This is a genomic window from Mycobacterium sp. SMC-13 (assembly GCF_045311035.1).
Lineage (GTDB): Bacteria > Actinomycetota > Actinomycetes > Mycobacteriales > Mycobacteriaceae > Mycobacterium.
Genome location: NZ_JBJIAI010000002.1, coordinates 350,614 through 375,118 on the forward strand (window position 1 = coordinate 350,614; position 24,505 = coordinate 375,118).

Consider the following 24,505-nt stretch of genomic DNA (forward strand, 5'->3'; position numbering starts at 1 on the left):
TCGACCCTGCTGGCCACACCTGGTCGAATACGTCGCTACTTGCAGTTCGTTTACTCATCACTTCTCGCGTGTCTCGTGGACCGTCAGTTCGGCATCGGGTACGGGTACGCCGCACCGCCGTACGGGGTGTCGATCGTGTAGCCCGGGTAGTGCGGCGTCTTGTCGGTCACCGCATGGGGGTCATATCCCGGCGGCGGACCGGCAGTGTCGTCACCCGGCGGCCGCGGCGCGTTGCGGGCGCCGCGAACCAACAGCGATGGATCCTGATCCTCACAGTAGGTGTATTTGTACGGCTCGGGGAAACTCGCGTCCGACGGCGCGTGCCGCGGCAGGTTGTAGTCGCACCGATACTTCGGGTAGATGTCACCGATCGCCCAGACACCGCCATCGTGGACGACGGACGCGAAGCGGTCGATGAACGGGTCCCGATCCGGCCGCCAGATGTACTCCAGGCCCGGAATGCGTTGATAGATCACCTGCGAGGTCGTGGTCAGGTTACCGAGGATCTGCACCACGTTCTGCCGGTTGTCCGCGATCAGGTTGTCCAGCGTCGCCAGCTGTGGTTCACCGCGCTCGACGAGGGTGCGGAAACCGCCGTCCATCTTGTTCACGCCGTCGAGCACCTTGGTCAGGTCGTTGGTGGTGGCCGCCAGGCCCGGGCGGACGTCGGCGACGGTGCTGAACACGACGCGGGTGGTGCGAATCATGCTCACGGTCTCCGGCAACACCGAATCCACGGTGTTGGCCAACAAGCTGGCACCGTCCAGGATCGCGGCCAGCTTGCGCGGGCCGTCCTTGGTGACGTGCAACTCGTTGAACATCTTGCCGAGCTTGTCGGCGTCGAGCTGCGCCAGCGCGCCGCGGCTGTGGTCGATGATGTGCGGCAGGGTCACCGGGATGCTGGCCTGCTTGCCCGAAATGACCGCGCCATCAGTGAGATACGGGCCGCCGCCGTGCTCCGGCCGGAAGTCCAGGTACTGCTCCCCCGCCGCCGACAGGCCGGAGACCCGCACCGGGCTGTCGGTCGGGATGTGCGCCGACGCGTCGACCGAGGCGACCGCCTCGACGCCGGTCTTGGTGAGGTTGACCGCCGCGACGTGGCCGATCGGGATGCCACGCAACGTGACATCCTGATTGGCCAGCAGGCCACCGGATTCGGGCAGCATGATCCGGATGGCGATGGTCCGGTGGAACGGGTTGAACCGCAGGCCGTCGATCGCGATGTAGCCGAAGGCGATCACCGCGGTGAGCAACAGGCCGAACAGCGCGAGCACCACCTTGCGGCTCGCCACCGCCTTGACGATCCGAATGATGAACGCCACCAGGCTGTTCAGCGCGTTCATCGGGTTCGGTCCGATCCGTAGATGCGGCCGAGCAGCATGTTCCACTCGTAACGCAGGCTGCCGATCATCAGGTGCCAGTCGGTGCCGTCGGGTCCGTGGATACCGGGGTCGCCCGCGTAGTTCTTGTCGGGCAGCGCACCGATCGCGATTCTCGAGATCTCCGCCTCCACGTGCACCGCGGTAGAGGTGGTGGCCTTGACCAGGATGCCGATGAGGCGGTTGAACGCGGTCAGCGAGATGTTCGGGTCCATGGCGATCTCGTTGAACACCGCCGACAGCTTGTTCACGTCGGCCGCGACACTGCGGGTGTCGGTGCCCTGCATCGACGGGAACTTGGACAGCTGCCGCGTGATCCGGCCGACGTTGTCCACCACGTCCATGATCCGCGTGGTGTTGTCGGAGATGACCGCCAGCGCGGGGGCGCCGGCGGCCAGCGCGGTGTCGATGCTCTGCTGGTGCCGGGCGACCTCGGCCGCCATGTTCGACGTGCTGCGCAACGTCGCGTCCAGCTGCGCCGTCCGCGCCGACATCTTCGACAGGAACTGGTTGGTTTCCGAGATGAGCGCGGCCAGCTTCTCGCCGCGCCCGCCGACCACCCGGCCGGCGCCGTTGACATCGGTGGTCAGCGCGCGGATGGCACCGCCGTTGACGAGCATGGCCAGCGAGTTGAGGAGTTCCTCGACCGTCGGTGCCGCCGCCGTCGACCCCAACGGGATGGTGTCACCGCCCCGCAGCAGCGCACCGCCGTCCCCCTTGTCGTCCGGCGGGCGAATCTGCAGGAACACGTCGCCGAGCGGTGTGGCCGAACGCAGTTCGGCCGTACTGCCCACCGGCAGCGGCACATCCTGGCGGATCCGCATGGACACCTTCGCGGTGAAGTCCACGGCGTCGATCGACGTGACCTCACCGATGTCCGCGCCGTACAGGCGCACTTTCGCCTTCGACGGCAGGTTCAGCGCGTCGGTGAACACCGCATTGAGTTCGTAGGTCCCGCCCCGGGAGCCCGGGGACGGCAACGGCACACTGTCCAGGCCCGCGGCGCAGCCGGTCATCAGCACGACACCGCCGAGAACCCCGGCCCAGCGCGCGCCGCGCACAACGGATTTCACGCTCATCGCGTCGGCCCTCCCGGCGCGGGGGCGGCGGGCGCAGGCGCCGGCGTGGTTGCGGCAGCCCCCTGCTTGGGCGGCTCGCCCTGACCCGACGGGCCGATACCGTTGGCCATCAGATCCATCATCGACGTCAAGCCGAAGTCGGGGCCGTAGTCCTGCAACGTGCCGGTGGCACAGCCCAATTGCTTCAGGCCCATCAGGTTGCAGAGTTCCTTGTTCAGCTGGTTGTAGGCCAACAACTTGTCGGTCAAGAGATGTCCGCGGATGCTGCCGCCCACCGGGTCCAGTACGTTGTAGACGTTATCCAGGGCCAGCGGCAGGACATCCAGCGTCTCTTCCAATTCGCGCTTGTTGTCCGAAAGGGACCGGACCACGGGGTCCAGGTCGCCGAACGCGCCCTTGAGCTGGTCGCGGTGGCGCTCGAGCAACCCGCTGACCTCTTCGAGGATCTCGTTGGCCTTGGCTCCGGTGCGCCCCGACCCCAGATTCTGGTCGGCGAGGATGTCGCTCAGTTGGTGCACATTGCTGCCGAATTTGCGGACGGCGTCATCGTTCTCGGCCGCGGACTGCGTCAGGTCCGAGACACTGCGAATGATCTCCTGCAAGTTCTTCTCGGTCTTGGCACCACCGTCGGGACCGACCTTGAGGGCTTCCGACAACTTGGTCAACGTGGACTTGATCTGTGTGCTGTTCTCGGAGCTGATCCGAGACCCCAGATCCACCAGATCGCCCAGCGGGCCACCGCCCTGGGGGTTGCCCTTGAGGGCGGTACCCAGTTTGTCGATCATCGACAGCGTCTTGTCGAATTCGACCGGAGTCCTGGTGTGGCCCAACGCGATCAGGTCGCCATCGCGCAGCTTGTTTCCGCCACGGTAGGGCGGGGTCAGCTCGACGTGCCGATCGGTGAGGATCGAAGCGGAGACGGTGGCGGCCGTGACGTCGCTGGGGATCGGGATCTTCTTGTCGATGTCCATGGTGACCTCGATGTAGCCACCCTTGTTCACCACCGAGTCGACCTTGCCCACCTGCATGCCGAGCACCGACACCGCGTTGCCGGGATACAACCCGACGGCGTCCTGGAAGTGCGCCGTCACGGTGATGTTGCGTTGCCAGATGCGCGGCGCCACGGCGGCCGCGGTCGTCACCAGGGCGACGATCACAATCACGGCGATCGCCCCGATCATCAAGGCGCGCTTACTCATTTGCAGTCCTTGAAGTATTCGACGATGTTGAACTGCCGGGCCCGGCCGCTGATGGCGCACATCCAGGAGTCGACCATGATGCCCGCAGGCAGGGTGATGTCGGCACCGTTACCGCTACCGGTCAGGTTGGCGATGTTGCGTGCGGTGATCGGCGCGACCTGCAAGATGCTGCGGACCAGAGCGTCGTGGTCGGCGAGCAGCTTGGCGAACTCGTGCAGGTTGGCGATCAAGGCGTCGAGTTGCGGCTCGTTGGCCAAGAGCGTGTGGGCCCGGTCGGCAAGCAGTGTCACGCCGTCGAAGAGCCGTTGCATCGCAGCGCGCCGGGTGGTGATCTCCCCGAGAATCTGGTTGCCCTGCAACACAAGTGCGCCAAGGTCGGCCTTCTGGCGATGCAACAGCGCCGCGATGGTGTCGGCGTTGGTGATCAGCGTGCCGATCTGGTCGCGGCGGGACTGGATGACCCCGGCCAGTGAGTTCAGATTGGTCAGCGCTTCCGGTAGTGCGTCGGGCACCCCCTGCAGGCTGCCGCTCATCACCCGCACCGACTCGGCGATCTTGTCCGCATCGAGCGGCGACAGCGTGCTGGTCGCACCCTCGAGCGTCTTCTGCAAGTCATACGGCACCTCGGTATGACTCAATTTGATGGTGTTGCCGGCGAGATGGCCCGCACCGGCGGGGCTGATCTCCAGGTACCGCGAGCCCAAGATGGTCGTGAGTTTGATGGCCGCACGTGTTTCTGTCCCCAGCCGCACGTTCTTGTCGGCTTTGAACGTCACCACCACGTGGTCACCGGCCAGCTCGACGTTCTGCACCTCGCCGACGTTGATGCCCGCGATGGTCACCGCATTGCCGGATTTGATCGCCGCGGCCTGGGCGAACTCGGCGGTGTACTGCTTCTTTCCGATGTCCAGGATGCTGACCAGCACCACGGCGGCGACCATCACCACGATGACCGTCAGACCGATGACGCCGAGCCAGAATTTGTTGTAGTCCTCCAGGACTCGCTTGCGCCCGCCCGGGATGTTCTTCGGGCGCAGGGGGCCACCGAACAGGCTGCTCATCGGCACACCGCCGTGTGCCAGGTCTCGTTGCCGTTGCCCGGCGTCGCCGCCACGACGAACCGGCGGAACCAGTTGAGCAGACCCCGCCACAGCCCGAAATCGAGGTCGCAGACGTAGACGTCGATGTAGGTGCCCTCCTGGCCCGCGCGGGCAAGTCCCTTGAGCAGCAACGGCACATTGGCCACCGCGTACGCCAGGCGTTGCTTGCCGTCGGTCACGCTGTATTTCAGGAAACCCGGCTCCCGGTCGATGAACTGCTGCATTTGCGGCGTGATCGCGTTGACGATCGCCGACAGCCGCGTGACGTTGGCGGTGATGGAGCCCACCGACGAGACCAGCTCGTCGCGCCGGCTGTTCAGCGCGGCGATCGACACCGAGGTTTCGTGCAGCATCGTCTGCAGATTGGCGCTCTGCGCGGCCAGTGTCGTCATCAGCCGGTCCAGGTTCGCGATCAAATCCCCCAGCGCGGCGTCGGGACCCGCCAGTGTCTGCGTCAGCACCGACGCCTGCGTCGTCAGGGTCAGGATCGAGCCCTCGTTGCCCTGGAACGCCTTGATGATGGCGTTGGTCAGATTGTCCACCTGCTGCGGGTCGAGCTCGGTGAACAACGGCTCGAAACCGTTGAGCATGTAGGAGATGTCGAACGACGGATTGGTCCGGCTCTCCGGAATCTGCGCTCCGACAGCGAGTTTGCGCTTGTCGCCCTCACCCTGACTCAAACCCAGGTACCGCTGTCCGATGATGTTCTGGTAGGTCACCGAGGCCAGCGTGTTGGTGTACAGCGTCTGGTTGCTGCGGACCTGGAACGTGACCTTGGCCTGGTTGTCCGGCGTCAGCTCGATCTTGTCGACGCGGCCGACCCGAACACCGGCCACCCGGACGTCGTCACCTTCTGCCAGTCCCGACACATCACTGAAGATCGCCGAATAGCTCGAGGTGGGGCCCGCGACGTTGCGCTGCAAGGTCGCGAAGACCATCCAGGTGACGGCCACGGAGAAGACCAGGAACAGCGTCAGGAACACGACGGTGCTGCGCTTCAATTTCATGGCTGTCCCTCCGGGATCGGAGCGACGTGCACGTCCTGCCCCCGGGCCACCGGGCCCAACAGCAACTGAGTGGCGGATGTGGCTGGGCCACCGACGATCTGGCTCAACTGGTCCTTCTCGTTCTGGCTACCGACGGGCCCGACGGTGCCGCCGTAGAGCGGCGCGGACTGCTGCTGAACCTGGCCGGGTGCGCCGGGTGCGCCGGCTTCGGCGGGTAGCGGCGGGCCGGGAGGTGCGGGCGCAACCACCGGGCCGGGCGCGGGCGCGGCCTGCGGCGCGGGTGGCGCGTTGGGGTCCGGCGGACCGGGAAACTCCGGCACGATCGGAACCGAAAAGCGCGGCGGTGCAATGTTGGGACGGTTCTCGGTCACCCACGGTGGGGTCGCCATACCCATCGATTCCAGGCCGGGCTTGAGGTCGGGCGCGGTCGGGGTTTCCGGCGCGGTCTTGCAGCTCGGCCCCTCCATCGCGCCGTACCGCGGGCAGTCCGCCCGGGTGTACTGGCGCGACGGGTTCATCGAGATGACCGCTTTCCAGATGATGTGGCCGGTGTCCTGATTGACGCCCTCGTCGTAGATCTTGTTGGCCAGCGCCTGCAATCGTGTTGAAACGCCGTGGAATTCGCCGGCATGGTCGGCCAGCACACCGATCGCCGGTGTCAGTCCGGTGCTGACCTGGATCATCCGGTCACTCTGGTGCTCGAAGGCATCCCCCAGCGTGCCAGTGGTATTCAGGCCACCCGACAGGAAATTGGTCAGCTGCGTGCGCTTCTCGGCGAACGTCCGCATCGGCTGCACCGAACTGTCCAGCGCGGTGAACAGTTCCGGCGACACGGTCCGCAGACTCTCGGCCGCCGCCTTGAGCGCGGACAACGTCGTCGGGCCGGTGTCGTCGGACTTCACGACCGAATTCAGTTGCCGCATGATCTCGTTCACGTCATGGCCGGCGTCGGTGATCTTCTGGCCCCGGCCGTGGGTGGCCTCGGCAATGGCGGCGAAGACGCCGACATTGTTGGCGTCGGGTGACTGGCCGACGGCCTTGAGCAGCTGGCGCAGCTTGGCCAGCACGTTCTGGAACAGCACCGTGGGCAGGGTCTGGTCTTCGAGCACGACATCACCGGAACGGATGGGGCGGGCCCCCTCGCCGTTCTGCACCAGCTGCACCGCCGACACCGCAAAGATGTTGGCGGGTACCACGCGCGCGGTCACGTTGTCGGGGATCTGCGCGGCGAACTGCGGCTGGATGTTGACGTGCACCACGTTCGGCTGACCGTGCTGCGACGGCGTCACACCCGACACCATGCCGACGATGACACCGCGGAACTTGACGTCGGACCGCTCGGGCAGACCGTCACCGATGTTGATGAGCTTTAGCTCCACCCGGACGAAGTCGTCAAGCTTGCCTTGCGATTTCACCACCATGAGGACCGCGGCGAACGAGGCGATCACCGCGAAGCACAGGCCGATGACGCCCAGCTTGCGGTCGGTGGAGCCGCGCGGGTCGTGGTCGAAGGAGTTGCCCATCAGCCACCGAACCTTGCACCACTGATGACGCCCCACAGCGCCATGGTGAGCAGCATGTTGACGATCATCACGACGGTGACGCTGCCGCGCATCGCCCGGCCGGCCGCGACACCGACGCCGGCCGGGCCGCCGGATGCGAAATAGCCGTAGTAGCACTGGATGGTCGACGAGATGAACACGAAGATCACCGCTTTGACGGTGGCGAACAGCACGTCGCGGCCCTCGAGGAACAGTCCGAAGTAGTGCAGGTAGGTACCCGTGGACTGCCCGGCGACGACGCTGACCAACTGGCACGACAGGTAGGCCAGGGCCAGCGCCGCGAGGAACAGCGGGACCACCGCGATGACCGAGGCCACCACCCGCGTCGCCACCAGGTAGGCCACCGAGTTGATACCGAGGGTGTCCAGCGCGTCGATCTCGTCATTGATCCGCATGGCACCCAGCTGCGCGGTGAAGCGGCAGCCGGCCTGCGCGATGAACGCCATCGCGATCATCGCCGGCGCCAGTTCTCGCGTCGTCGCGAAGGACGAGACCAAGCCGGTGGCGGGCCCCAGACCCAACAGGTTCAGCGCGTTGTAGCCCTCGACCGCGACCAGCGCCCCGGCCGTGACACCAAGAACCCCAGCCACATTCAGCGTGCCGCCGCCCACCACGATGGAGCCGTTGCCCCACGTGATGTCCGACAGCAGCCGCAGCAGTTCCTTGCGGTAGCGCAGCCACATCGTGGGCATGGCGAGCACGACCTTGCCGAAGAACTCGACCATGTGCCCGGTCCGCCCGGCACCCTTCAGCAGCCCGCGGCCGACCGCGGTGAACGGCCGCAGCAGACCCGGGGTGAAAGTTGACGGAGCGGCCATGTCAGATCGACGTCTTCGGGAACACGACGACGTACAGCTGGCTCATCACCACGTTGACGATCATCATCAGCAGCACCGACTCCACCACCGCGGCGTTTACCGAGTTGGCCACACCGGCCGGACCGCCGCGGGTGTCCAGTCCCTTGTGGCAACTGATCACCGCCACGATGACGCCGAAGACGACGGCCTTGACCATCGCCAGCGCGAGGTCGCCGACGGTGGAGAACGACGAGAACGTCGCGATGAACGAGCCCGGGGTGCCGTTCTGCAGATAGACGTTGAACATGTAGCTCGCCAGGTAGCCGACGAAGCTCGTGACGCCGGTCAGCAGCACACCGATGAGAACCAGGGCGACCAGCCGCGGCACCACGAGGCGCTGGATCGGGGACACACCCATGACCTCCATGGCGGAGATTTCCTCACGCATGGTGCGCGAACCGAGATCCGCGCAGACGGCCGAACCGACGGCCGTCGCCAGCAGTAGCGAGGCGACCAGCGGAGCGCCCTGCCGGATGACGACGAGCCCGGTGGCCGCACCCGACAGGGATGACGCACCGACCTGGCCGGCCAGCAACGCGAACTGGATCGAGAGCGTCACGCTGATCGGAATCGTCACCAGAACCGTTGGGGTGAAGGCGGTTCCGGCCATGAACGCGGCCTGGTCCAGGAATTCGCGCACCTGGAAGCGGCCCTTGACGATGTCGAAGAACAAATACTCCAGCGTCCGCAGCCCGAGCACGATCTGCCCGCCGGCGGTGCTCAGCGATGCGATCGGATGGTTCTGCAGGTAGCGCTTGACCCAGTCGATGGCCTCGGCGATGGCGCCCCACTTCGCCAGTCCCCGTGGTTGTGCCTGGTCGGTCATCGAGCCGCTGCTTCCTTGCCGGACACCGGCCACTCGGTGGCGATGCCGCGGCACACCAGTTCATTGCTTGCCAGGGTCTGCGCGAGCAACTCCTCGCGACTCGGCTTCTGTCCGTAGCGAAGGGCGATACCGAACGGGATGGCGCAGATGGTCTGGGCGGTGGCGCGCACGTCGACGTCGGCCCGGATGTAGCCCTGGTTGATGCCGTCGCGCAGCATGGTCGCGAGAACGCGGGCGCCGTCATCGAAGAGACGCTGGAACTCCTCGGTCATCTGCTGATCGACGCCGGCGGCCTGCACGACGATCAACTGCATGAGGCGCGGCTCGTCGGCCAACAATTCGCTGTAGGCCATACCGATGCCCAGAAGGTGATCACGGAACTCGATGATGGACGTCAGCTGTCCCGGCCTCGAGTCGCCGATCGCGGCGAGCACGCGGGCGTTCACCTGGCGCACCGCGTGGTCGACGATGTCGCGCTTGTTCTCGAAGTACCGGTAGAACATCGAGTGCCCGGAGCCGAGGCGCTTGGCGATGTGACTGATCGAGGTCTGGTGATATCCCCGCTCAGCGAACTCCGCCAATGCCGCTTCGATGACTTCTTCACGCACCAGCTCGGCGCGTTTCGCACGCTGGCGTTCCGCCATGGTCGCGCGCACCTCGCCTGTCACGCGGATCACAGTAGCGTATCGATTCCGGTTTGGGACACACTCTTCGCGAAACGGAATGAATTGTCTCGCGAGGAAGTGTCCGGGCCGCGCCAGGTTTGCTGAATTTCGCAGTTGGGGTTGCCGCTGCACAGTAGGGCGGGTTCCTCGGCCACGGGGCCGTTTGGGCATTTTCACGAAATACCCACAGCTTCGGGCGGTGCCGTGGTAGGCCGCATCGCCGCACTATCCTGCCCCAATGGCAATGGATCGGATCACCGTCGAAGTTCGGGATGGCATCGCCTACGCGACGCTCAACCGGGCCGACAAGATGAACAGCCTGGATCTGCCGATGCTGGAGGCGCTCGCCACGGTCCCCGACCGATTGGCTCGCGACCGTTCGGTGCGCGTCGTGATTCTGCGCGGTGACGGGCGTGCGTTCTGCACCGGGCTGGACTTCGCCGGAGCAAAGCTGCAGGGATTGAGTGCCGTGCGCAACTTCGGCAAGTTCCCCGGACAGAAGACGAACCTGTTCCAGAAGGCCTGCTGGGCTTGGCGCGAGTTGCCGGTACCGGTGATCGCGGCCGTGCATGGCCACTGCTACGGCGGCGGACTGCAGGTCGCCCTGGCGGCAGACTTCCGGATCGCGACGCCGGACTGCAAGCTGTCGGTCATGGAGGCGCGGTGGGGCCTGATTCCGGACATGACCGGGTCGGTGACTCTGCGTGAGCTCCTGCCGATGGATGTGGCCAAGCGGCTCACCATGACCGCAGAGGTGTTCTCCGGCACCGACGCGCTGGGCTACGGACTGGTCACCGCCGTCGCCGACGACCCGCTGCTGGCCGCCGAGGAGCTGGCCGCACAGCTGATCGAACGGTCGCCCGACGCACTGGCCGCAACCAAGAAGCTGTTCGACTCGACATGGACGTCGACGCCGCGGTGGGCATTCTGGTCCGAGTCGCTCTTGCAGCTACGACTGCTGCGGGGGCGCAATCACCGGTTGGCACGCAAGGCCGGCCGTGACGGCAGTCCGGCCTGGGCGCCACGTTCGCTGGGCTGACTTCCGGACTTGTCGTCTGGCTTCGGCTTGGGGTTGGGCTTGGGCGTCAGCGCCTTCGTCGCTTTCGTCAGCTCCTTTGCCACACCGGACAGCGGGTTGGGCAACTGCCCGACTGTCTGCGCCGGCAACGTCTTCTTCGGTTTCTTCGGCGTCGTCTGAGTGAGGCTGACACCGGGGGCGGCAGCCGCGGTCGTGACGGACTTCGGCGCCGCCACCGGTGTCGAGGCACCGGGCTGCATCGCCGCGGCGCGGACCTTGTTCGCCTCGGTGACGACGGCGTTGGCCACGACGTTCACGGCGTTGGTCACCACGCCCCCCGCGGTCTGGGCGCCCGCCATGAACGCGCGCAGCGGATTGCCGCTCTTCGCCAGTTCCTGAGCCACCGCATCGGGCACGTGGAACGCGCCGGCGAGGAAGAAGTTGAAGCCCGGGAAGATCACTGCCGCAACCACATTGATGACGCCGATCACTGCGACCTGGAACACGCCGCGCGGCATGACCGTCGGCTCCGGGTTCCGGACGACGGGCGCGTTGAGCGCGTCGTAGGTCTGCTGGCGGAACTGCTGGAACGCGTCGAGCACCGCGGCCGGGCCGCCGGGGATCGCGGGAGGAATGTTGAGCAGGCCCACCACGCCGACCTCGAAGGCGTTGAGCGCCCGCTTCGCCGGAATGGCGGCGTCGGCGTCGATCGCCTTGTCCATGGCGGCGGCCGTGGGTCCCGTCATCGACGCGGCGGCGATGCCGAGGGCCTTGAGCGGTCCGTTGGCCGGCAGCGCGGCGAGGAAGACGCCCGGCTCCTGCAGCGTCGTGGTGACACCTGTCGTGACGGTCTGCGCCAGCAGTGGACAGATGATGGAGCAGTAGATGCCCTGGTTCTTCACGAAGCTGGTGAGCAGTCCACCCGGCGGAACTGTTGCGGTCAAACGGATTTCCCGTGTCACAATCGGCGAAGGATGGCCGGCGGCCGGGACAGTGGCCGCCGGTGGCGCGATGACGGCCGCGGCAACGGCGGTCGCGGCGAGAGCGGCGGGCAGGCGTGCGGACAGTTGCATCGTGATCCCCTTGCGCAGCGGTGTACGGGTACCACGATCCGGCGGGCCGTTCGGTTCAATCGGCGCGGGAACCGATTTGCGCGGTCAGTGCGCCGAGGCTGATGAGCAGGTTCCTCGTCGGCGGTTGCGCGAGGTCAGCGACCGTGGTGGTGTTCAGCGACGCATAGAACGCCGCTTTGGCCTGCGCCAACGCCGAGCGGAGCCGGCATGCCGACTGCAGCGGGCAATCCAGCCCGCTGCAGTCGACCAGCTCGGTGTCACCGTCGTCTTCCAGCGACCGCACCACATCGCCCAGGCGGGCGGTACGGCCGGTGGCGGTGAGGGCAAGCCCGCCGCCGCGACCGCGGTCCGCGTCCAGCCACCCGGCCGCCGCCAGATGCGCGCACGCCTTGGTCGCGTGCGTGTAGGAGATCTGCATGTCTTCGGCGATCTGCCGCGTCGAAATCCGCTGTCGGCCGTCTTCGGCGGCGAGCCGGATCAAGATCCGCAGCCCGACGTCACTGAAACCGGTCAACCGCACACGGCCACGCTATTTAATCGCCATTTCCGATGCAAATAAAGCGTGGTCGCATGCCCGGTCAGCTCACCAGGTGCTTCTTGAGCTCCGTGCGGGCCAGGGCGTTCTTGTGCACCTCGTCGGGCCCGTCGGCGAAGCGCAGGGTGCGGATGCCCGCGTACATGGCCGCGAGCGGGAAGTCCTGCGACACCCCGCCGGCGCCGTGCACCTGGATGGCCTTGTCCAGAATCCACTGCACGGTGAGGGGCGTGGCGATCTTGATGGACTGAATCTCTGTGTGCGCGCCGCGATTTCCGACGGTATCCATCAGCCAGGCGGTCTTGAGCACCAGCAGTCGCAGCTGCTCGATGCGGACACGGGATTCGGCGATCCAGTCGCGGATGACGCCCTGCTCGGCCAGCGACTTGCCGAACGCGACCCGGCTCGCGGCCCGCTGACACATCATCTCGACGGCGCGCTCGGCGACGCCGATCGCCCGCATGCAGTGGTGGATGCGGCCCGGCCCGAGACGGGCCTGGGCGATGGCGAACCCGCCGCCCTCCTCACCGATCAGGTTGGACACCGGCACCCGCACGTCGGTGAACCGCAGTTCGGCGTGCCCGCCATGGTCGTGGTCGTCGTACCCGAACACCTCCATGCCGCGCAGCACCTCGAGGCCCGGGGTGTCGCGAGGAACGAGGATCTGCGACTGCTGGCGGTGTCGTTCCGAGCTGGGATCCGTCTTGCCCATGACGATGAACACCTTGCAGTTGGGATTCATCGCGCCGGTGATCCACCACTTGCGACCGTTGATGACGTACTCGTCGCCGTCACGGACGATGGACAGCTCGACGTTGGTGGCGTCCGAGCTTGCCACGTCGGGTTCGGTCATGGCGAAGGCCGACCGAATCTCGCCGTCCAACAACGGTTCCAGCCACCGGCGCTGCTGCTCCTCGGTGCCGAACTCGTTGAGCACCTCCATGTTTCCGGTGTCCGGGGCCGCGCAGTTGAACACCGCGGGTGCCAATTGGATACTGCGGCCGGTGATCTCGGCCAGCGGGGCGTACTGCAGGTTGGTCAGACCCGCACCTTTCTGCCCCGGCAGGAACAGATTCCACAAACCGCGACGACGGGCCTCGGAGCGCAACTCGGTGAGCACCGGGACGCTGTCCCACGCCCACCGGTTGTCCAGCGCGGCAAGCTGTTCGTGGAACGTCTTCTCGGCGGGATAGACGTGGCTCTCCATGAACGCCGTGAGTTCGGCGACCATCTCGTTGGTCTTGGCGTCGTAGGCGAATTCCATATCAGTGCTCCTTGAGTGCGTTGAGGCCGGCGTCCAGCAGGAAGTGCACCGCGTCACCGGCAAACGAGAACCCGTCACCGACGGTCTGTCCGTTGACGTAGCGGAAGTGGATACCCTCGAAGATGCCCGCCATCTTGAAGAAGGCGAGGCCCAGGTAGAACCCGAAATCGCCCAGCGGGCGGTCGATTCCGGCGCGGTAGCGGTCGATGATCTCTTGTTCGGTGAGGAAGCCGGGGGCTTCGCTGACATCGGAGACCTCCCCGTTGCCCGATGCGGCCAACCGCCCGTAGGCCACCATCAAGGCCAGGTCGGTGAGCGAGTCGCCGATGGTGGCCAGTTCCCAGTCGATCACCGCGGCAGGACGGTCCCCGGCGTCGAAGAGCACGTTGTCCAGGCGGTAGTCGCCGTGCACGATGCCCGGTGCCGAGTCGGCCGGAACCCGCCCCGCCAGAGCCTGATAGAGCTGCTCCATGACGGGCAGGTCCCGGGTGTGCGCGGCGAGGAACTGCTTGTGCCACCGGCCGACCTGGCGCCCCAGGAAGCCTTCGGGCCGGCCGAAGTCGGCCAGCCCCACCGAGGCGGGATCGACGGAATGCACCGCGACCAGCGTGTCGATGAGCCGCTCCGAGATGCGCCGCGTGCGGTCGGCTCCCAGGTCCTTCAGTTCGGCGGCTTGCCGGTATGGCGTGCCGTCGATCTCGGCCATCACGTAGAACGGGGCGCCGAGCACGGATGCGTCGTCGCAGAAGCCGTACACGACGGGCACGGGTACCGCGGTGGGCGCCAGTGCCGACATCATCCGGTATTCGCGGCTCATGTCGTGCGCCGTGGCGAGCAGCTCGCCGACCGGGGGCCGACGGACGATCCAGGACGAATCACCGTCTGTGACACGGTAAGTCAGATTGGACTTGCCGCCGGCGATCAACGTCGCCGACAGCGTGGCGCCGGCACCGGGCACGGTGGACGACAGCCACACGCCGAGGCGATCCAGGTCCAGCCCCGGCAGTTCGACATGTGCACCGGCGGCCATCAGACGCCACCGCCGAGGAGCACGCCGCCGTCGATCGTCAGGGTCTGGCCGGTCATCCAGCCGGCGTCATCCGACAGCAGGAACGCCACCACCGAACCGATATCCTCCGGCACGCCAAGACGTTTGAGCGCATAGTGCGCGCTGACCTCTTCTTCACGGCCTTCGTAGAGCGCGGTCGCGAAGCGCGTCTTGACGACGGCGGGCGCAACCGCGTTGACGCGGATGTTCGGACCCAGCTCGACGGCCAGCTCCTCGGTGAGGTGAATGACCGCGGCTTTCGACACCCCGTAGAAGGCGATACCCGGCGCGGGCCGCAGCCCGGCGATCGATGCGACATTGACGATCGCGCCGCCGTGTTCGCCCTGCCAGGCCCGGTTCACCTTCTGCACCCACGAGAGCGCCGACAACACGTTGACTTCGAGAATCTTGCGCGCGGCGTCCATGTCGATGTCCATGAGCGGTCCGTACACCGGGTTGATGCCGGTGTTGTTGACGAAAAGGTCGGCACTGCCGAAGGTTTCGATCGCCTTCGCCACCACGGCATCCTGATGCTCGGTGTCGTCGCCGCGGCCGGCGACGGCCAGCGCGACATCCGGTCCACCGAGGGTCTCGACGGCGGCGTCCAGCGCTTCCTGCTTGCGGGCCGTGATCACCACCTTGGCGCCTTCGTCCACCAGACGCTGGGCGATGGCGAATCCGATGCCACGACTGGCACCCGTGACGATCGCGGTCTTTCCTTCGAATCGCGTGCTCATGTCAACTTCCTCGTGGGGGGGGTTGCGGTACTGGGCCCCACAACGTGGGACACATAGGCGAAGTGTGCCACACTGGCACACAGCCGCGCAATGTCCCATAATGGGTAAATGTCCGGAGCAGAATCGACGACCCACTCCCCGCGACTGGGGACGGCATTGAGCCGTCAGGCCGCGGTCGACGCTGCAACTCGCCTGTATCTGGCGGGCGAACCGGTCGACATGTCGGCGCTCGCCACCGAACTCGGGATCGGCCGCTCGACTCTCTACCGGCTCGTCGGAAATCGCGAAGACCTTCTCGCGACCGTGCTGGCCGAGGCCACCGAACGCACGTTTCGCCGAGCCCACGCGGAGGTCGTCGCGGAGGCGGAAGCCAAGGGCGAATCGCGCGGTGGTACCGGATTTCTCCTCGCGGTGATGGACCGCTTCCTGAACGCCGTTGTCGACGCGAAACCGCTGCAGGCGGTGTCACACCGTGAGCCGCTCCTGATCGTGCGGCTCATGCTGCTGCCCGGACTCGTCGAGCAGACCGCAGGCCGTCTGGTCGGTGAGCTCCTCGACGCCGAGGTCGCGGCCGGTCGAATGGAATTGCCGCTACCCACCGCCACTTTCGGCCTGGCGCTCATTCGCATGTGCGACGCGCATCTCTACGCGCCACTCCTCGGTGGCGGCGCCCCCGAGATCGGCACCGCACTCGACCTGGTGGCCGCGCTACTCGGCCACAGCCGATCCGACGAAGACTGAATCCTGTTGCGGCAGTCAGTTCGACGTTGCAGCAGCCAGATTGTCCGCGACTTCCGCTTCCCAACTCTCGATGGAATGCCTGGTGTCGATCTCGAACTCGAAGCGGTCCGTAATATCCGGCGTCACATCTTCGACGTCGACATAGAACTGCTCGTACCAGCGGCGCTGCTGATACACCGGCCCGTCCTCCTCGGTGAGCAGCGGGTTGTCGATGCGGGCCTTGTGCTTCCAGATCTCGACGTCCTGTTCGAAGCCGGTCTGCACGCCCTCGATGAAAGTCCTTGCGAGGTCGGCGTTTTCCTCTTCGGTCAGGCCCGGGAGCTTCTTGACGATGGCACCGTACTGCAAGACGAACGAGTTCGGGCTGACCGGGTAATGCGAGTTGATCAGGATGGTGTCGACGGTCATGCCGTTGGCCACGCTGCGCAGCCGGTCGATCATGTAGGAAGGCCCGAAATACGAAGCCTCTGAATAGAGGATGGACGTCGGGTCATGGAAGGTGCTGACAACCATGTCGTCCCGCGGCGTCGAATCCATCACCTGGGTGGCGACATGACCTTCGAAGATGTTCTTGAAGTTCCGGGGAAATGCGTAGTGCACGTAGAAGAAATGCGCCATGTCGACCTTGTTGTCGATGATCTCGCGGCAGTGCGAACCTTCGATCAACTGGATGTTCCAGGTCCAGTCGGTCCAGGCGTCCGTGCCGTACCCCTCGATCTCGGGGATGTCGACTTCCGGCGGCGGGGTGTTGCCCTGCGGGTCATTCCACACGAACAGTTGTCCGTTGCGTTCGAGTGTCAGCCAGGAGCGGGTCCGCGCCAGCCGCGGCGTCCGTTTGGCGTAGGGCACCAATGTGCACTTGCCGTCTCCGCCCCAGCGCCAGTCGTGGAACGGGCACGCGATCGAGTCCCCTTTGACAGTGCCGTACGCCAGGTTGCCGCCCATGTGCCGGCAGTACGCGTCGAGCACGTTGAGCCGGCCCTGGCTGTCGGCGAACACCACCAACGACGTGCCGAACGCGTCGATCTGATGGGGCGCACCGTCGTTGAAGTCGCGGATCAGGCCGAGGCAGTGCCAGCCGCGGGCGAACCTCGTCGGGTTCTCCCCCGCCTCGATCTGCCGGATTTCCGTCAGCTCTTGATCCGTGACCGACATGCGCTCCTCCATCGTTGTTTTCAGCGGGGGTCAGCCAGCGCGGGCATCGGCGCGGTGAGCAGACCGACGACCATCGCGACGATGTTGTCCCTGGCCTCGGCCTCACCGAGAGCACCACGGGCCGCGTCGCGATGCTCATCCAGTTGGCGTTCATGGTCGGCGAGCAGGGTGTACATGACCGAGGCCATCGCCGCCATGCGTTGGCGCCGAAGCGCTTCCGGTAGGTGATCGAGGGCGCGCAGCAGCCGGGTGGTGAGGATTCGGGTGGCCGGCCACTGCTCCGACGTGAGCGTGAGTTCAGCCATGACGGGGTGATGGCGCACGCGTTCGAGGAAGCGCGCGTAGTGGCTCGACCCATCGGAGTACGGGGTGTCGAACAGCGGCTCAACCAGAATGGTCACCAGGGCGGTGATGCTGTCGTCAGGCTCCCCGGCACTTTCATGCTCGGCCAGCAGCGCCAGCCGCGCCTGCTCGAGTGGCGTCTGACGATGGCCAATGATGGCCTTGATCAAGCCATCTCGCGATCCGAAGTGGTAGTGGACAGCCGAATTGTTCCGCTGCCCGGCAGCCACCGCGACGTCGCGGAGCGACACTTCCGGGCCGGATTCCGCGATCAGGCGCTCACCGGCGAGGAGCAGCTCCGTGCGGGCATCAGACCGACTCACAGGCTTCAGTGTAGATCTCTGGCTTCAGATTGCAATCACTGACGCTTGACCATTTAAGCGGACGCGCTTATTTTGAGGTGGTTCGTCCTGCCATGCGCCGGCTCCCCGGAAGGAAACCCATGACCGTCTCTTATGGACCGATCTGCCAAATCGCCTGGGTCACCGAGGACATCGAGGCGACCGAGCAGTTGCTGAGCAAGCAGTTCGGGATCGGTTCATGGGTCCGGATGCCCGACATCGAGTTCGGGCCGGAGAGCTGCCGCCTGCACGGCGAGCCCGCCGACTTCACGGCCCACATCTCCTTGTCCTACTCGGGCGACATGCAGTTGGAGCTGATCGAACCGGTGCGCGGCAACAGCATCTACACCGAATTCCTGGCTCGCAGCGGCCCGGGCCTGCACCACGTGTGTTTCGAGCCGGCCGATTTCGACGCCGCCGTGGCGTCGGCGCAAGAGCAGGGTCTGGCCATCGTCCAGGAGGGTGAGATGTCCGGCGGGTTGATGCGTTTCGCCTATGTCGACGGCGCGTCGGCCGGAGTGCCGTATATCGAGCTCGGCAAGTTCAGCCCCGAGATTCGCGCGATGTTCGAGTACATCAAGACCGCCGCGGCGGGCGCGTGATGATTCCGGAAACAGTATCAGCACAAAGTGTTTCGCCATTCTCCGACGAGGTCGACGTTCTCGTCGTCGGGCTCGGCATGGCAGGCGGCTGCGCAGCGGTCGAAGCAGCCGCCTCAGGTGCGCGCGTACTCGTGTTGGAACGTGCCGCGGTGGCCGGCGGCACCACGGCGATGGCCGGCGGCCACTTCTACCTGGGCGGCGGCACCGCGGTCCAGGAGGCAACCGGCCAGCACGACTCCGCCGCCGAGATGGCCAAGTATCTGACCGCGGTCTCCAAAGAGCCTGTGCCGGAACTGATCAACGCCTACTGCGAGGGCAGTGCCGAACATCTCCGGTGGCTGGAGGCCCTGGGCTTCGAGTTCGAGCGCAGTTACTACCCGCACAAGGCCGTCATCCAGCCGGAGACGCAGGGCCTGATGTACACCGGCAACGAGCAGGTGTGGCCGTACCGCGAGCAAGCGGTTCCGGCACCGCGAGGTCACAAGGTCCCGGTGCCCGGCGATACCGGCGGCGCGGGCATGGTGGTCAAGCTTCTCGTCGAGCGACTGGGCGAACTCGGCGCGGAAATCCGTTACGAAAAAGGCATATCCGCACTCGTCGTCGACGATGACCGGGTCGTCGGCGCAACCTGGAAGCACTTCGGTGAGACGGGCGCCGTGCGGGCGAAGTCCGTCGTCCTGGCCACCGGCGGATTCGTGATGAACCGCGAGATGCTGGCGCAGCATGTGCCTCGACTGGCCGATGAGCGCGTTTTCGCCTTGGGCAGCACCTATGACGACGGCATCGGAATCCGGCTCGGTCAATCCGTCGGCGCCGCGACCAGATACCTGGACCAGGCATTCATGACCGCCCCGGTATATCCGCCCGCCACCCTCCTCACCGGCCTGATCGTGAACCGCAACGGGGACCGGTTCGTCGCCGAAGACTCTTATCACGCACGAACTTCCGCCTTCGTCCTCGAACAGCCCGACAGCGTCGCCTACCTCGTCGTCGACTCACGACATGTCGAGATGCCGACGATGCCGTTGGTTCAGTTGATCGACGGCTGGGAAGATGTCGCCGAGATGGAGGCGGCACTCGGCATCCCGGCCGGCCGGTTACAGTCCTCGCTCGACAGGTACAACGCGAATGCGGCACGCGGCAAGGACCCCGACTTCCACAAGGCGGCAACGTATCTCGAGCCGCAGGACGTCGGCCCATGGGCGGCGTTCGATCTGAGTCTCGGCAAGGCGTTCTACAGCGGTTTCACCCTCGGCGGTCTGGCGATCTCGGTCGACGGGGAGGTGCTCCGCGACGACGGCACCGCCATTGCCGGGCTCTACGCCGCCGGCGCCTGCGCGTCCACCATCGCGCAGGACGCCAAGGGATACTCCAGCGGCACCCAGCTCGGTGCCGGTTCATTCTTCGGCCGTCGGGCGGGACGCGCTGCTACGAGACCGAATACGTCAGGGGCGCAGCATGACCCGGACTCAGGCCGTTGAGTTCCCGCACAGCCCACGAGGGATGGACGGATGAACCGGAATAGCTACCAGAACAAGACGGCGATCGTCACCGGCGCGGCATCGGGCATCGGACGTGCGCTGGCGCTGCAGTTGGCCGAACGTGGCGCGACCGTCTACGCAGCCGACCGTGACACCGTTCGTCTCGGCGAACTGACTGGTGCCGGCACGTCCGGCCGGATCCGGCCGGTGGCGCTGGACGTGACCGAACGAGATGCGGTCACCGCCGTAGTTGATCGCGCCGTCGCCGAATGCGGCAGTCTCGACCTGATGTTCAACAACGCCGGCATCGTCGTCGGCGGCGACTTCGCAGACATGACGCCCGATGCCTGGCAGCGCATCGTGGACATCAACTTCTGGGGAGTCGTATACGGCACGGAGGCGGCGTACGCACAGATGCGGAAGCAGGGCCGCGGCCACATCATCAACACCTCCAGCAGCGCCGGGGTCATGCCCGTCGTCCGATCAGCCGCCTACGCGGCGACAAAGCATGCGGTGGTCGGTCTGAGCACTTCGCTGCGGGCCGAGGCAGCCGGCCACGGCGTCAACGTCAGCGTCGTGATACCCGGGCTGGTGGACACCAGTATCTTCAGTGCCGCAACGAATCTCGCGTCTTACGACTACGGCGCCGCGGTCGAGCGGGTGCCGATGAAGAAAGTGACGCCGCAGCAGGCTGCGGACGCGATGTTGCGTGGCGTTGCCCGCAACGACGCATTCATTGTTTTTCCGCTGCTGAACCGACTGATCACGACGCTCTACCGGACCATGCCCAAGCTCATGGATCCGATAGTCGCGCGCGCCGGGATGTAACCGGCTCAGTGGCCGGATTCCGGGTAGCGTTGATGACGATGACCGGACAAGCCGACCTGCCCACGATCATGCCCGCCGCGTTCATCGGCCACGGCAGTCCGATGAACGCCGTGGAACACAACCGGTACACGGCCGCATGGACAGAGTTCGGCCGGTCGGTACCACGGCCCCGGGCGATCCTGGTGGTCAGTGCGCACTGGTACATCAACGCCACCGCGGTCACCGCCATGGCCCATCCCCGCACCATCCACGACTTCTACGGCTTCCCGCAGGAGCTGTTCGATGTGCAGTACCCCGCGCCGGGACTTCCCGAGCTGGCCGACGAGATCGCCGAGACCGTCAAACCGACGTGGGTCGGGTCGGACCGGGACAGCTGGGGCATCGACCACGGCACCTGGTCGGTGTTGGTGCATGCCTTCCCCGATGCCTCGATCCCGGTGGTGCAGTTGTCGATCAACGCCGAGAAGCCGTTGGAGGAGCACGTCGCGCTCGGCGCGCAACTGGCCGAATTGCGCAGCCGCGGAGTGCTGATCGTCGGCAGCGGCAACATCGTGCACAACCTGCGGGCCATGAACGCCCGGCTACCCGACAGTGGATTCGATTGGGCCACAAGGTTCGACGACGCGGCAGCCAATTTACTGACCGCGGCACCGGCCGACATTCTGCGGCTTCGGGAACATCCCGACTTCGCCGCCGCCGCGCCGACGCCGGATCATTTCATCCCGATGCTCTATTTCGCCGGGCTGAGCGCAGCCGCCGACACCCCGGCGCACGTGCTCGTCGACGGCTACACCGACGGGTCGCTGTCCATGACGTCGTACACCCTGACCTGACACACGCTCACGCAGTGCTGGTGGCGTCAACCTCCGTCGCACCGGCGGGTTTCAGGGTCTCGGCCGGAGTTGCGTACGCGTGGCGACGGTTGAGGAACTGGTGACGCGCATTCTCGCCGACCAGCGTGCGCACCTCGTTCAGCAGGGCACGTCTGCCCCGGTGCTGCTGCCGCAGCAGCCGGCCGGCCGAGCCGAACAGCCGAGCCGGACTCAGCACCTGCGAGGGCTTCTCCCGGTGCGTGAAGAGATCGAGGAACCGCCCGATCTGCCCCTTGTCATGCAGGTCCGCGACCATCTGCGGGAACACTGCCGGCACCCGCCCCGCTTTGCCCAGATCGTTGGCGAACCAGTAGTGATCGGAGAACTCGCGATCGCGCCACCGGCCCCAGCGCGCCAGTGCCGCGTCCTGCGCTTCCGGTGAACCGCCCAGTCCCGCAACGATTGCCGGCACCGCCGCGTCAACCTGTGCGAATGCGTCACCGATCCCCCGCCCGGGCGACGGATCCTTGAAATGACCGGCGTCGCCGACCAGCATCCACCCGGGTCCGCACGGGTCCCGGAAGAAACCGTTGTAGTGGACCATCCCGAACAACTTGCCGACTCGCTGAGCGCCCTCGAGCGCCTCGACCACCGGTTCACAGCTCAGGGCGTGGTCCATGAAGCTGCGTTCGAGGTTGGTGCGGAATCGCGGTAGCTCACTCAGCTCGGGGATCACGATGACCTGATACAGCCCGTTGTCGGCCGCCGCGCCGATCACGAACTTGTCGGCCCACCGATGGAAGACGTTGGTCGGCTCCTCCGGCATGTTCGCGCCCTCGAAGAACGCCCAGTACGCAAAACGTTGATTCGGTACGACGTTGTACTTACGCGCCGCAACAAGATTCGCGACGGTCGAGTTGCGGCCGTCGGCGCCGACGACGAGTCGGGCACGGAGTTCGTTCTCGTGGCCACCGTTCCTGACGCGCACGCCGGTGACCCGCCCACCGTCCTGCAGCAGTCCGGTGACGTCGGCGGCCATCCGTACCTCTGCCCCCGCCTGCTCGGCGGCGCCGACCAGAATCGGATCGAGCAGGGTGCGCCGGACGGAGGCACTACCGCCGACGTCGCCTGCACGTTGCGGCCATCTGACATTGAACTGGAAGTCCTCGGCGCGGGAATTGGACCGCATCATGAACGGCGCACCGGTGGCGTGCAGTTGGTCCGTCACGCCGAGGCGATCGAGAAATGCCAACCCGTCGGCCTCGAAGATGTGGGTCGACAGGGTGTCCCGTGGAAACGTCGCGCGTTCGACTACCGCAACGTTCACACCCTGCCGTGCCAGCATCGCGGCCAGCGGCGAGCCGGCACACCGAGCACCGACGATGACGACGTCAAATCCTTGGGCCAACATGGTTGCTCCCGAAGTTCGCACTGCGCCGAGGCGGGCCGCACCCGGCGCAGCTGGAAAAAGCGTACGCCGCACAATGCGTGACGTACAGCAATTCTTCAGGACTTTGCCGTGCTTACCTGAAACGGAATTTCGCCGGTTTTATCACAGCACCGTCAATGCCACGACGCGCTAGACCCGTTGTTCCACAGCAGTTCTGACGTAACTGTGGTTGCGCGCGACCATGGCGTACTCACGCCTCCGACAGGCCGGCGTGCCATGAATTGCATCAAAACAGTTCGCTTGCAACTTAATTCGTCACCGTAGCGCTCAAGATGCCGGTCGTGGAGTCCGCCGAAAACTGCGAAACCTGTTGTGCGCACGTAATGCTGCGCACGGCAGCGGCGCTACGACAAAGCGGGTCCGGGAGTCGGCGACGTCGTAGAGGAGGTCGACGGAACCGAACTGGGAGGCTGCAATCCGTAGCCGGCCTGCGGGCCCGGCGGCGTGCCGTACGTCTGCGGAGGTCCGGGCAATGCGCCGTAGCCCATTTGCGGGTTGGTACCGGGCTGCGGGCCATACGCCGGGAACTGCGAGCCGTACCCGGGCGGTGTCAGATGCGAGCCGGCAAGGAGCTTCGACGCCACGAAAGCCGCTGCCTGGTCCGTGTAAGCGGGAACATAACCCTGCGTGTGTCCACTCCAGGAATTGCCCGCACCGGCGTGGCAGATCGGGTCGGCAGGATTACAGAGGTCGATCGCCTTGGGACTGAGCGGTGAGTTCTGGGTCGGCGGCGCTCCGTCGGTGCGGTCTGCCTGGTTGCCGAAAGTAGCGACGGCCGCGATGTTCTTGTTGTACTCAGGCGGCAACGGATCACCCCAGTTGATACCGGAGAAGCCGGCCACGATGTTGACGACGCTCGCGCCTTGCGAGTAGCCACCCAGAACGATCTTTGTATCGGGGCAAGCCGACGCCGTGGACTTGATGTGAGCGATCGCGTCCTTGGCCCCCTCGCCACTGTGCCGCTGCGTGATGGTGGCCTTGTAGTCCACCGCATACGACTTGATGGTCAAGCCGCCGGCCTGCTTGCGCAGCGCATCAACGAGGGCATCCCCGACCCGGCCCATACCTGCCGGCTCGTCGGTGCCGCGCGCGAAGATGACTTCGGCGTCGGGACAGTCGTCGGCAGCAGCCACCGGCGCCACGCCCGTGATGACGAGCGGGGCCGCAACCGTGAGCAGAGCGACCGCGCCAGCAACGACCGCGCGATGTACGTGGCGAAACAGCATCTCCGCATCTTACCCGCATACAGGAAAGTAAGACAAAACCCTGACCAGCAAATATTCATTCCACAGCAATTAGGACCGCGTCCAGATGCGCGATCCAGTCAGGTTTCCGGCAAACTCGGCGACCGGGATTCCACCTTCCAGCAGCGCGGGTACCGACCGCGCCGGCCGGTATAGTCGC

Annotated in this window: 24 protein-coding genes; 6 read left to right on the forward strand and 18 right to left on the reverse strand. The window is 65.9% G+C overall.

Annotated features, from left to right (window positions below):
- Window positions 1-83: 83 nt before the first annotated feature.
- The 9 genes from ACJH6I_RS04905 to ACJH6I_RS04945 are packed head-to-tail and all read right to left on the reverse strand — an operon-like array spanning window position 84 to window position 9,653.
- Window positions 84-1,343 (reverse strand): MlaD family protein, encoded by a 1,260-nt coding sequence (locus ACJH6I_RS04905; protein WP_212806509.1) that lies wholly within the window; start codon window positions 1,341-1,343, stop codon window positions 84-86.
- Window positions 1,340-2,458 (reverse strand): MCE family protein, encoded by a 1,119-nt coding sequence (locus tag ACJH6I_RS04910; protein WP_318984162.1) that lies wholly within the window; start codon window positions 2,456-2,458, stop codon window positions 1,340-1,342. The genes ACJH6I_RS04905 and ACJH6I_RS04910 overlap by 4 nt, the downstream gene beginning before the upstream one ends.
- On the reverse strand, window positions 2,455-3,657 hold the full coding sequence (locus tag ACJH6I_RS04915; protein WP_318984161.1) for an MCE family protein: 1,203 nt from the start codon (window positions 3,655-3,657) through the stop codon (window positions 2,455-2,457). Before ACJH6I_RS04915 ends, ACJH6I_RS04910 begins: the two co-directional genes overlap by 4 nt.
- Window positions 3,654-4,718: an MCE family protein gene (locus ACJH6I_RS04920; protein WP_212806511.1), complete on the reverse strand. Its 1,065-nt coding sequence runs from the start codon at window positions 4,716-4,718 to the stop codon at window positions 3,654-3,656. The genes ACJH6I_RS04915 and ACJH6I_RS04920 overlap by 4 nt, the downstream gene beginning before the upstream one ends.
- Complete coding sequence (locus tag ACJH6I_RS04925) at window positions 4,715-5,764, reverse strand: MlaD family protein (RefSeq protein ID WP_212806512.1); 1,050 nt, start codon at window positions 5,762-5,764, stop codon at window positions 4,715-4,717. The genes ACJH6I_RS04920 and ACJH6I_RS04925 overlap by 4 nt, the downstream gene beginning before the upstream one ends.
- The gene (locus tag ACJH6I_RS04930) at window positions 5,761-7,287 is read right to left on the reverse strand and encodes an MCE family protein (protein WP_318984160.1); all 1,527 of its coding nucleotides are present in this window, start codon (window positions 7,285-7,287) and stop codon (window positions 5,761-5,763) included. Before ACJH6I_RS04930 ends, ACJH6I_RS04925 begins: the two co-directional genes overlap by 4 nt.
- Window positions 7,287-8,144 (reverse strand): MlaE family ABC transporter permease, encoded by an 858-nt coding sequence (locus ACJH6I_RS04935; protein WP_406783815.1) that lies wholly within the window; start codon window positions 8,142-8,144, stop codon window positions 7,287-7,289. The genes ACJH6I_RS04930 and ACJH6I_RS04935 overlap by 1 nt, the downstream gene beginning before the upstream one ends.
- A 1-nt stretch (window position 8,145) precedes the next feature.
- Window positions 8,146-9,009, reverse strand: a complete 864-nt coding sequence (locus tag ACJH6I_RS04940; RefSeq protein WP_208103616.1) for an ABC transporter permease — start codon at window positions 9,007-9,009, stop codon at window positions 8,146-8,148.
- Complete coding sequence (locus ACJH6I_RS04945) at window positions 9,006-9,653, reverse strand: TetR/AcrR family transcriptional regulator (protein WP_318984299.1); 648 nt, start codon at window positions 9,651-9,653, stop codon at window positions 9,006-9,008. The genes ACJH6I_RS04940 and ACJH6I_RS04945 overlap by 4 nt, the downstream gene beginning before the upstream one ends.
- 265 nt (window positions 9,654-9,918) lie before the next feature.
- Between ACJH6I_RS04945 and ACJH6I_RS04950 the strand changes: the two genes are divergently transcribed.
- Complete coding sequence (locus ACJH6I_RS04950) at window positions 9,919-10,713, forward strand: crotonase/enoyl-CoA hydratase family protein (RefSeq protein ID WP_212814705.1); 795 nt, start codon at window positions 9,919-9,921, stop codon at window positions 10,711-10,713.
- Here ACJH6I_RS04950 and ACJH6I_RS04955 read toward each other — a convergent pair.
- The 5 genes from ACJH6I_RS04955 to ACJH6I_RS04975 are packed head-to-tail and all read right to left on the reverse strand — an operon-like array spanning window position 10,647 to window position 15,349.
- Window positions 10,647-11,765 carry a hypothetical protein gene (locus ACJH6I_RS04955; RefSeq protein WP_318984159.1) on the reverse strand — a complete coding sequence of 373 codons (1,119 nt, stop codon included), beginning with the start codon at window positions 11,763-11,765 and terminating at the stop codon, window positions 10,647-10,649. The genes ACJH6I_RS04950 and ACJH6I_RS04955 overlap by 67 nt on opposite strands.
- Before the next feature lie 55 nt (window positions 11,766-11,820).
- Entirely contained in the window at window positions 11,821-12,285 is a 465-nt protein-coding gene (locus tag ACJH6I_RS04960) for an Rrf2 family transcriptional regulator (RefSeq protein WP_212806517.1), read from the reverse strand.
- Between the two features lie 58 nt (window positions 12,286-12,343).
- Window positions 12,344-13,564 (reverse strand): acyl-CoA dehydrogenase family protein, encoded by a 1,221-nt coding sequence (locus ACJH6I_RS04965; RefSeq protein ID WP_318984158.1) that lies wholly within the window; start codon window positions 13,562-13,564, stop codon window positions 12,344-12,346.
- 1 nt (window position 13,565) lies between these two features.
- Window positions 13,566-14,594, reverse strand: a complete 1,029-nt coding sequence (locus ACJH6I_RS04970) for a phosphotransferase family protein (protein ID WP_318984157.1) — start codon at window positions 14,592-14,594, stop codon at window positions 13,566-13,568.
- On the reverse strand, window positions 14,594-15,349 hold the full coding sequence (locus ACJH6I_RS04975) for an SDR family oxidoreductase (protein ID WP_212806520.1): 756 nt from the start codon (window positions 15,347-15,349) through the stop codon (window positions 14,594-14,596). The genes ACJH6I_RS04970 and ACJH6I_RS04975 overlap by 1 nt, the downstream gene beginning before the upstream one ends.
- 108 nt (window positions 15,350-15,457) lie before the next feature.
- Here ACJH6I_RS04975 and ACJH6I_RS04980 point away from each other — a divergent pair, with 108 nt between their 5' ends.
- A complete protein-coding gene (locus ACJH6I_RS04980; protein WP_244872816.1) occupies window positions 15,458-16,090 on the forward strand; it encodes a QsdR family transcriptional regulator in 633 nt (210 codons plus the stop codon).
- A 15-nt stretch (window positions 16,091-16,105) separates the two neighbouring features.
- Here ACJH6I_RS04980 and ACJH6I_RS04985 read toward each other — a convergent pair whose 3' ends face one another.
- A complete protein-coding gene (locus ACJH6I_RS04985; protein WP_318984156.1) occupies window positions 16,106-17,245 on the reverse strand; it encodes a Rieske 2Fe-2S domain-containing protein in 1,140 nt (379 codons plus the stop codon).
- Window positions 17,246-17,265: 20 nt separating this feature from the next.
- Window positions 17,266-17,910 (reverse strand): TetR family transcriptional regulator, encoded by a 645-nt coding sequence (locus ACJH6I_RS04990; RefSeq protein WP_318984155.1) that lies wholly within the window; start codon window positions 17,908-17,910, stop codon window positions 17,266-17,268.
- Window positions 17,911-18,029: 119 nt separating this feature from the next.
- Between ACJH6I_RS04990 and ACJH6I_RS04995 the strand changes: the two genes are divergently transcribed.
- The 4 genes from ACJH6I_RS04995 to ygiD are packed head-to-tail and all read left to right on the forward strand — an operon-like array spanning window position 18,030 to window position 21,672.
- A complete protein-coding gene (locus ACJH6I_RS04995; RefSeq protein ID WP_318984154.1) occupies window positions 18,030-18,530 on the forward strand; it encodes a VOC family protein in 501 nt (166 codons plus the stop codon).
- Complete coding sequence (locus tag ACJH6I_RS05000) at window positions 18,530-20,011, forward strand: FAD-binding protein (protein ID WP_318984153.1); 1,482 nt, start codon at window positions 18,530-18,532, stop codon at window positions 20,009-20,011. The genes ACJH6I_RS04995 and ACJH6I_RS05000 overlap by 1 nt, the downstream gene beginning before the upstream one ends.
- 30 nt (window positions 20,012-20,041) lie before the next feature.
- Window positions 20,042-20,839, forward strand: coding sequence for an SDR family oxidoreductase (locus tag ACJH6I_RS05005; RefSeq protein ID WP_318984152.1), 798 nt, complete (start codon window positions 20,042-20,044; stop codon window positions 20,837-20,839).
- Between the two features lie 38 nt (window positions 20,840-20,877).
- Window positions 20,878-21,672 carry a 4,5-DOPA dioxygenase extradiol gene (ygiD, locus tag ACJH6I_RS05010; RefSeq protein WP_318984151.1) on the forward strand — a complete coding sequence of 265 codons (795 nt, stop codon included), beginning with the start codon at window positions 20,878-20,880 and terminating at the stop codon, window positions 21,670-21,672.
- Window positions 21,673-21,679: 7 nt separating this feature from the next.
- Here the strand turns inward: ygiD and ACJH6I_RS05015 are convergent, their stop codons facing one another.
- Together ACJH6I_RS05015 and ACJH6I_RS05020 are read right to left on the reverse strand one after the other, a co-directional pair.
- Window positions 21,680-23,062, reverse strand: coding sequence for an NAD(P)/FAD-dependent oxidoreductase (locus tag ACJH6I_RS05015; protein WP_212806526.1), 1,383 nt, complete (start codon window positions 23,060-23,062; stop codon window positions 21,680-21,682).
- 383 nt (window positions 23,063-23,445) lie between these two features.
- The gene (locus ACJH6I_RS05020; RefSeq protein WP_318984150.1) at window positions 23,446-24,327 is read right to left on the reverse strand and encodes a cutinase family protein; all 882 of its coding nucleotides are present in this window, start codon (window positions 24,325-24,327) and stop codon (window positions 23,446-23,448) included.
- Window positions 24,328-24,505 lie beyond the last annotated feature (178 nt).

Coding starts and splice junctions, on each gene's coding strand:
- ACJH6I_RS04915 (WP_318984161.1), bottom strand. CDS start 3,657: ATGAGTAAGCGCGCCTTGATGATCGGGGCGATCGCCGTGATTGTGATC.
- ACJH6I_RS04980 (WP_244872816.1), top strand. CDS start 15,458: ATGTCCGGAGCAGAATCGACGACCCACTCCCCGCGACTGGGGACGGCA.
- ACJH6I_RS04930 (WP_318984160.1), bottom strand. CDS start 7,287: ATGGGCAACTCCTTCGACCACGACCCGCGCGGCTCCACCGACCGCAAG.
- ACJH6I_RS04965 (WP_318984158.1), bottom strand. CDS start 13,564: ATGGAATTCGCCTACGACGCCAAGACCAACGAGATGGTCGCCGAACTC.
- ACJH6I_RS04940 (WP_208103616.1), bottom strand. CDS start 9,009: ATGACCGACCAGGCACAACCACGGGGACTGGCGAAGTGGGGCGCCATC.
- ACJH6I_RS04955 (WP_318984159.1), bottom strand. CDS start 11,765: ATGCAACTGTCCGCACGCCTGCCCGCCGCTCTCGCCGCGACCGCCGTT.
- ACJH6I_RS05020 (WP_318984150.1), bottom strand. CDS start 24,327: ATGCTGTTTCGCCACGTACATCGCGCGGTCGTTGCTGGCGCGGTCGCT.
- ACJH6I_RS04985 (WP_318984156.1), bottom strand. CDS start 17,245: ATGTCGGTCACGGATCAAGAGCTGACGGAAATCCGGCAGATCGAGGCG.
- ACJH6I_RS04925 (WP_212806512.1), bottom strand. CDS start 5,764: ATGAAATTGAAGCGCAGCACCGTCGTGTTCCTGACGCTGTTCCTGGTC.
- ACJH6I_RS04920 (WP_212806511.1), bottom strand. CDS start 4,718: ATGAGCAGCCTGTTCGGTGGCCCCCTGCGCCCGAAGAACATCCCGGGC.
- ACJH6I_RS04910 (WP_318984162.1), bottom strand. CDS start 2,458: ATGAGCGTGAAATCCGTTGTGCGCGGCGCGCGCTGGGCCGGGGTTCTC.
- ACJH6I_RS04975 (WP_212806520.1), bottom strand. CDS start 15,349: ATGAGCACGCGATTCGAAGGAAAGACCGCGATCGTCACGGGTGCCAGT.
- ACJH6I_RS05005 (WP_318984152.1), top strand. CDS start 20,042: ATGAACCGGAATAGCTACCAGAACAAGACGGCGATCGTCACCGGCGCG.
- ACJH6I_RS04970 (WP_318984157.1), bottom strand. CDS start 14,594: ATGGCCGCCGGTGCACATGTCGAACTGCCGGGGCTGGACCTGGATCGC.
- ACJH6I_RS04905 (WP_212806509.1), bottom strand. CDS start 1,343: ATGAACGCGCTGAACAGCCTGGTGGCGTTCATCATTCGGATCGTCAAG.
- ACJH6I_RS05000 (WP_318984153.1), top strand. CDS start 18,530: ATGATTCCGGAAACAGTATCAGCACAAAGTGTTTCGCCATTCTCCGAC.
- ACJH6I_RS05015 (WP_212806526.1), bottom strand. CDS start 23,062: ATGTTGGCCCAAGGATTTGACGTCGTCATCGTCGGTGCTCGGTGTGCC.
- ygiD (WP_318984151.1), top strand. CDS start 20,878: ATGACCGGACAAGCCGACCTGCCCACGATCATGCCCGCCGCGTTCATC.
- ACJH6I_RS04950 (WP_212814705.1), top strand. CDS start 9,919: ATGGATCGGATCACCGTCGAAGTTCGGGATGGCATCGCCTACGCGACG.
- ACJH6I_RS04995 (WP_318984154.1), top strand. CDS start 18,030: ATGACCGTCTCTTATGGACCGATCTGCCAAATCGCCTGGGTCACCGAG.
- ACJH6I_RS04945 (WP_318984299.1), bottom strand. CDS start 9,653: ATGGCGGAACGCCAGCGTGCGAAACGCGCCGAGCTGGTGCGTGAAGAA.
- ACJH6I_RS04935 (WP_406783815.1), bottom strand. CDS start 8,144: ATGGCCGCTCCGTCAACTTTCACCCCGGGTCTGCTGCGGCCGTTCACC.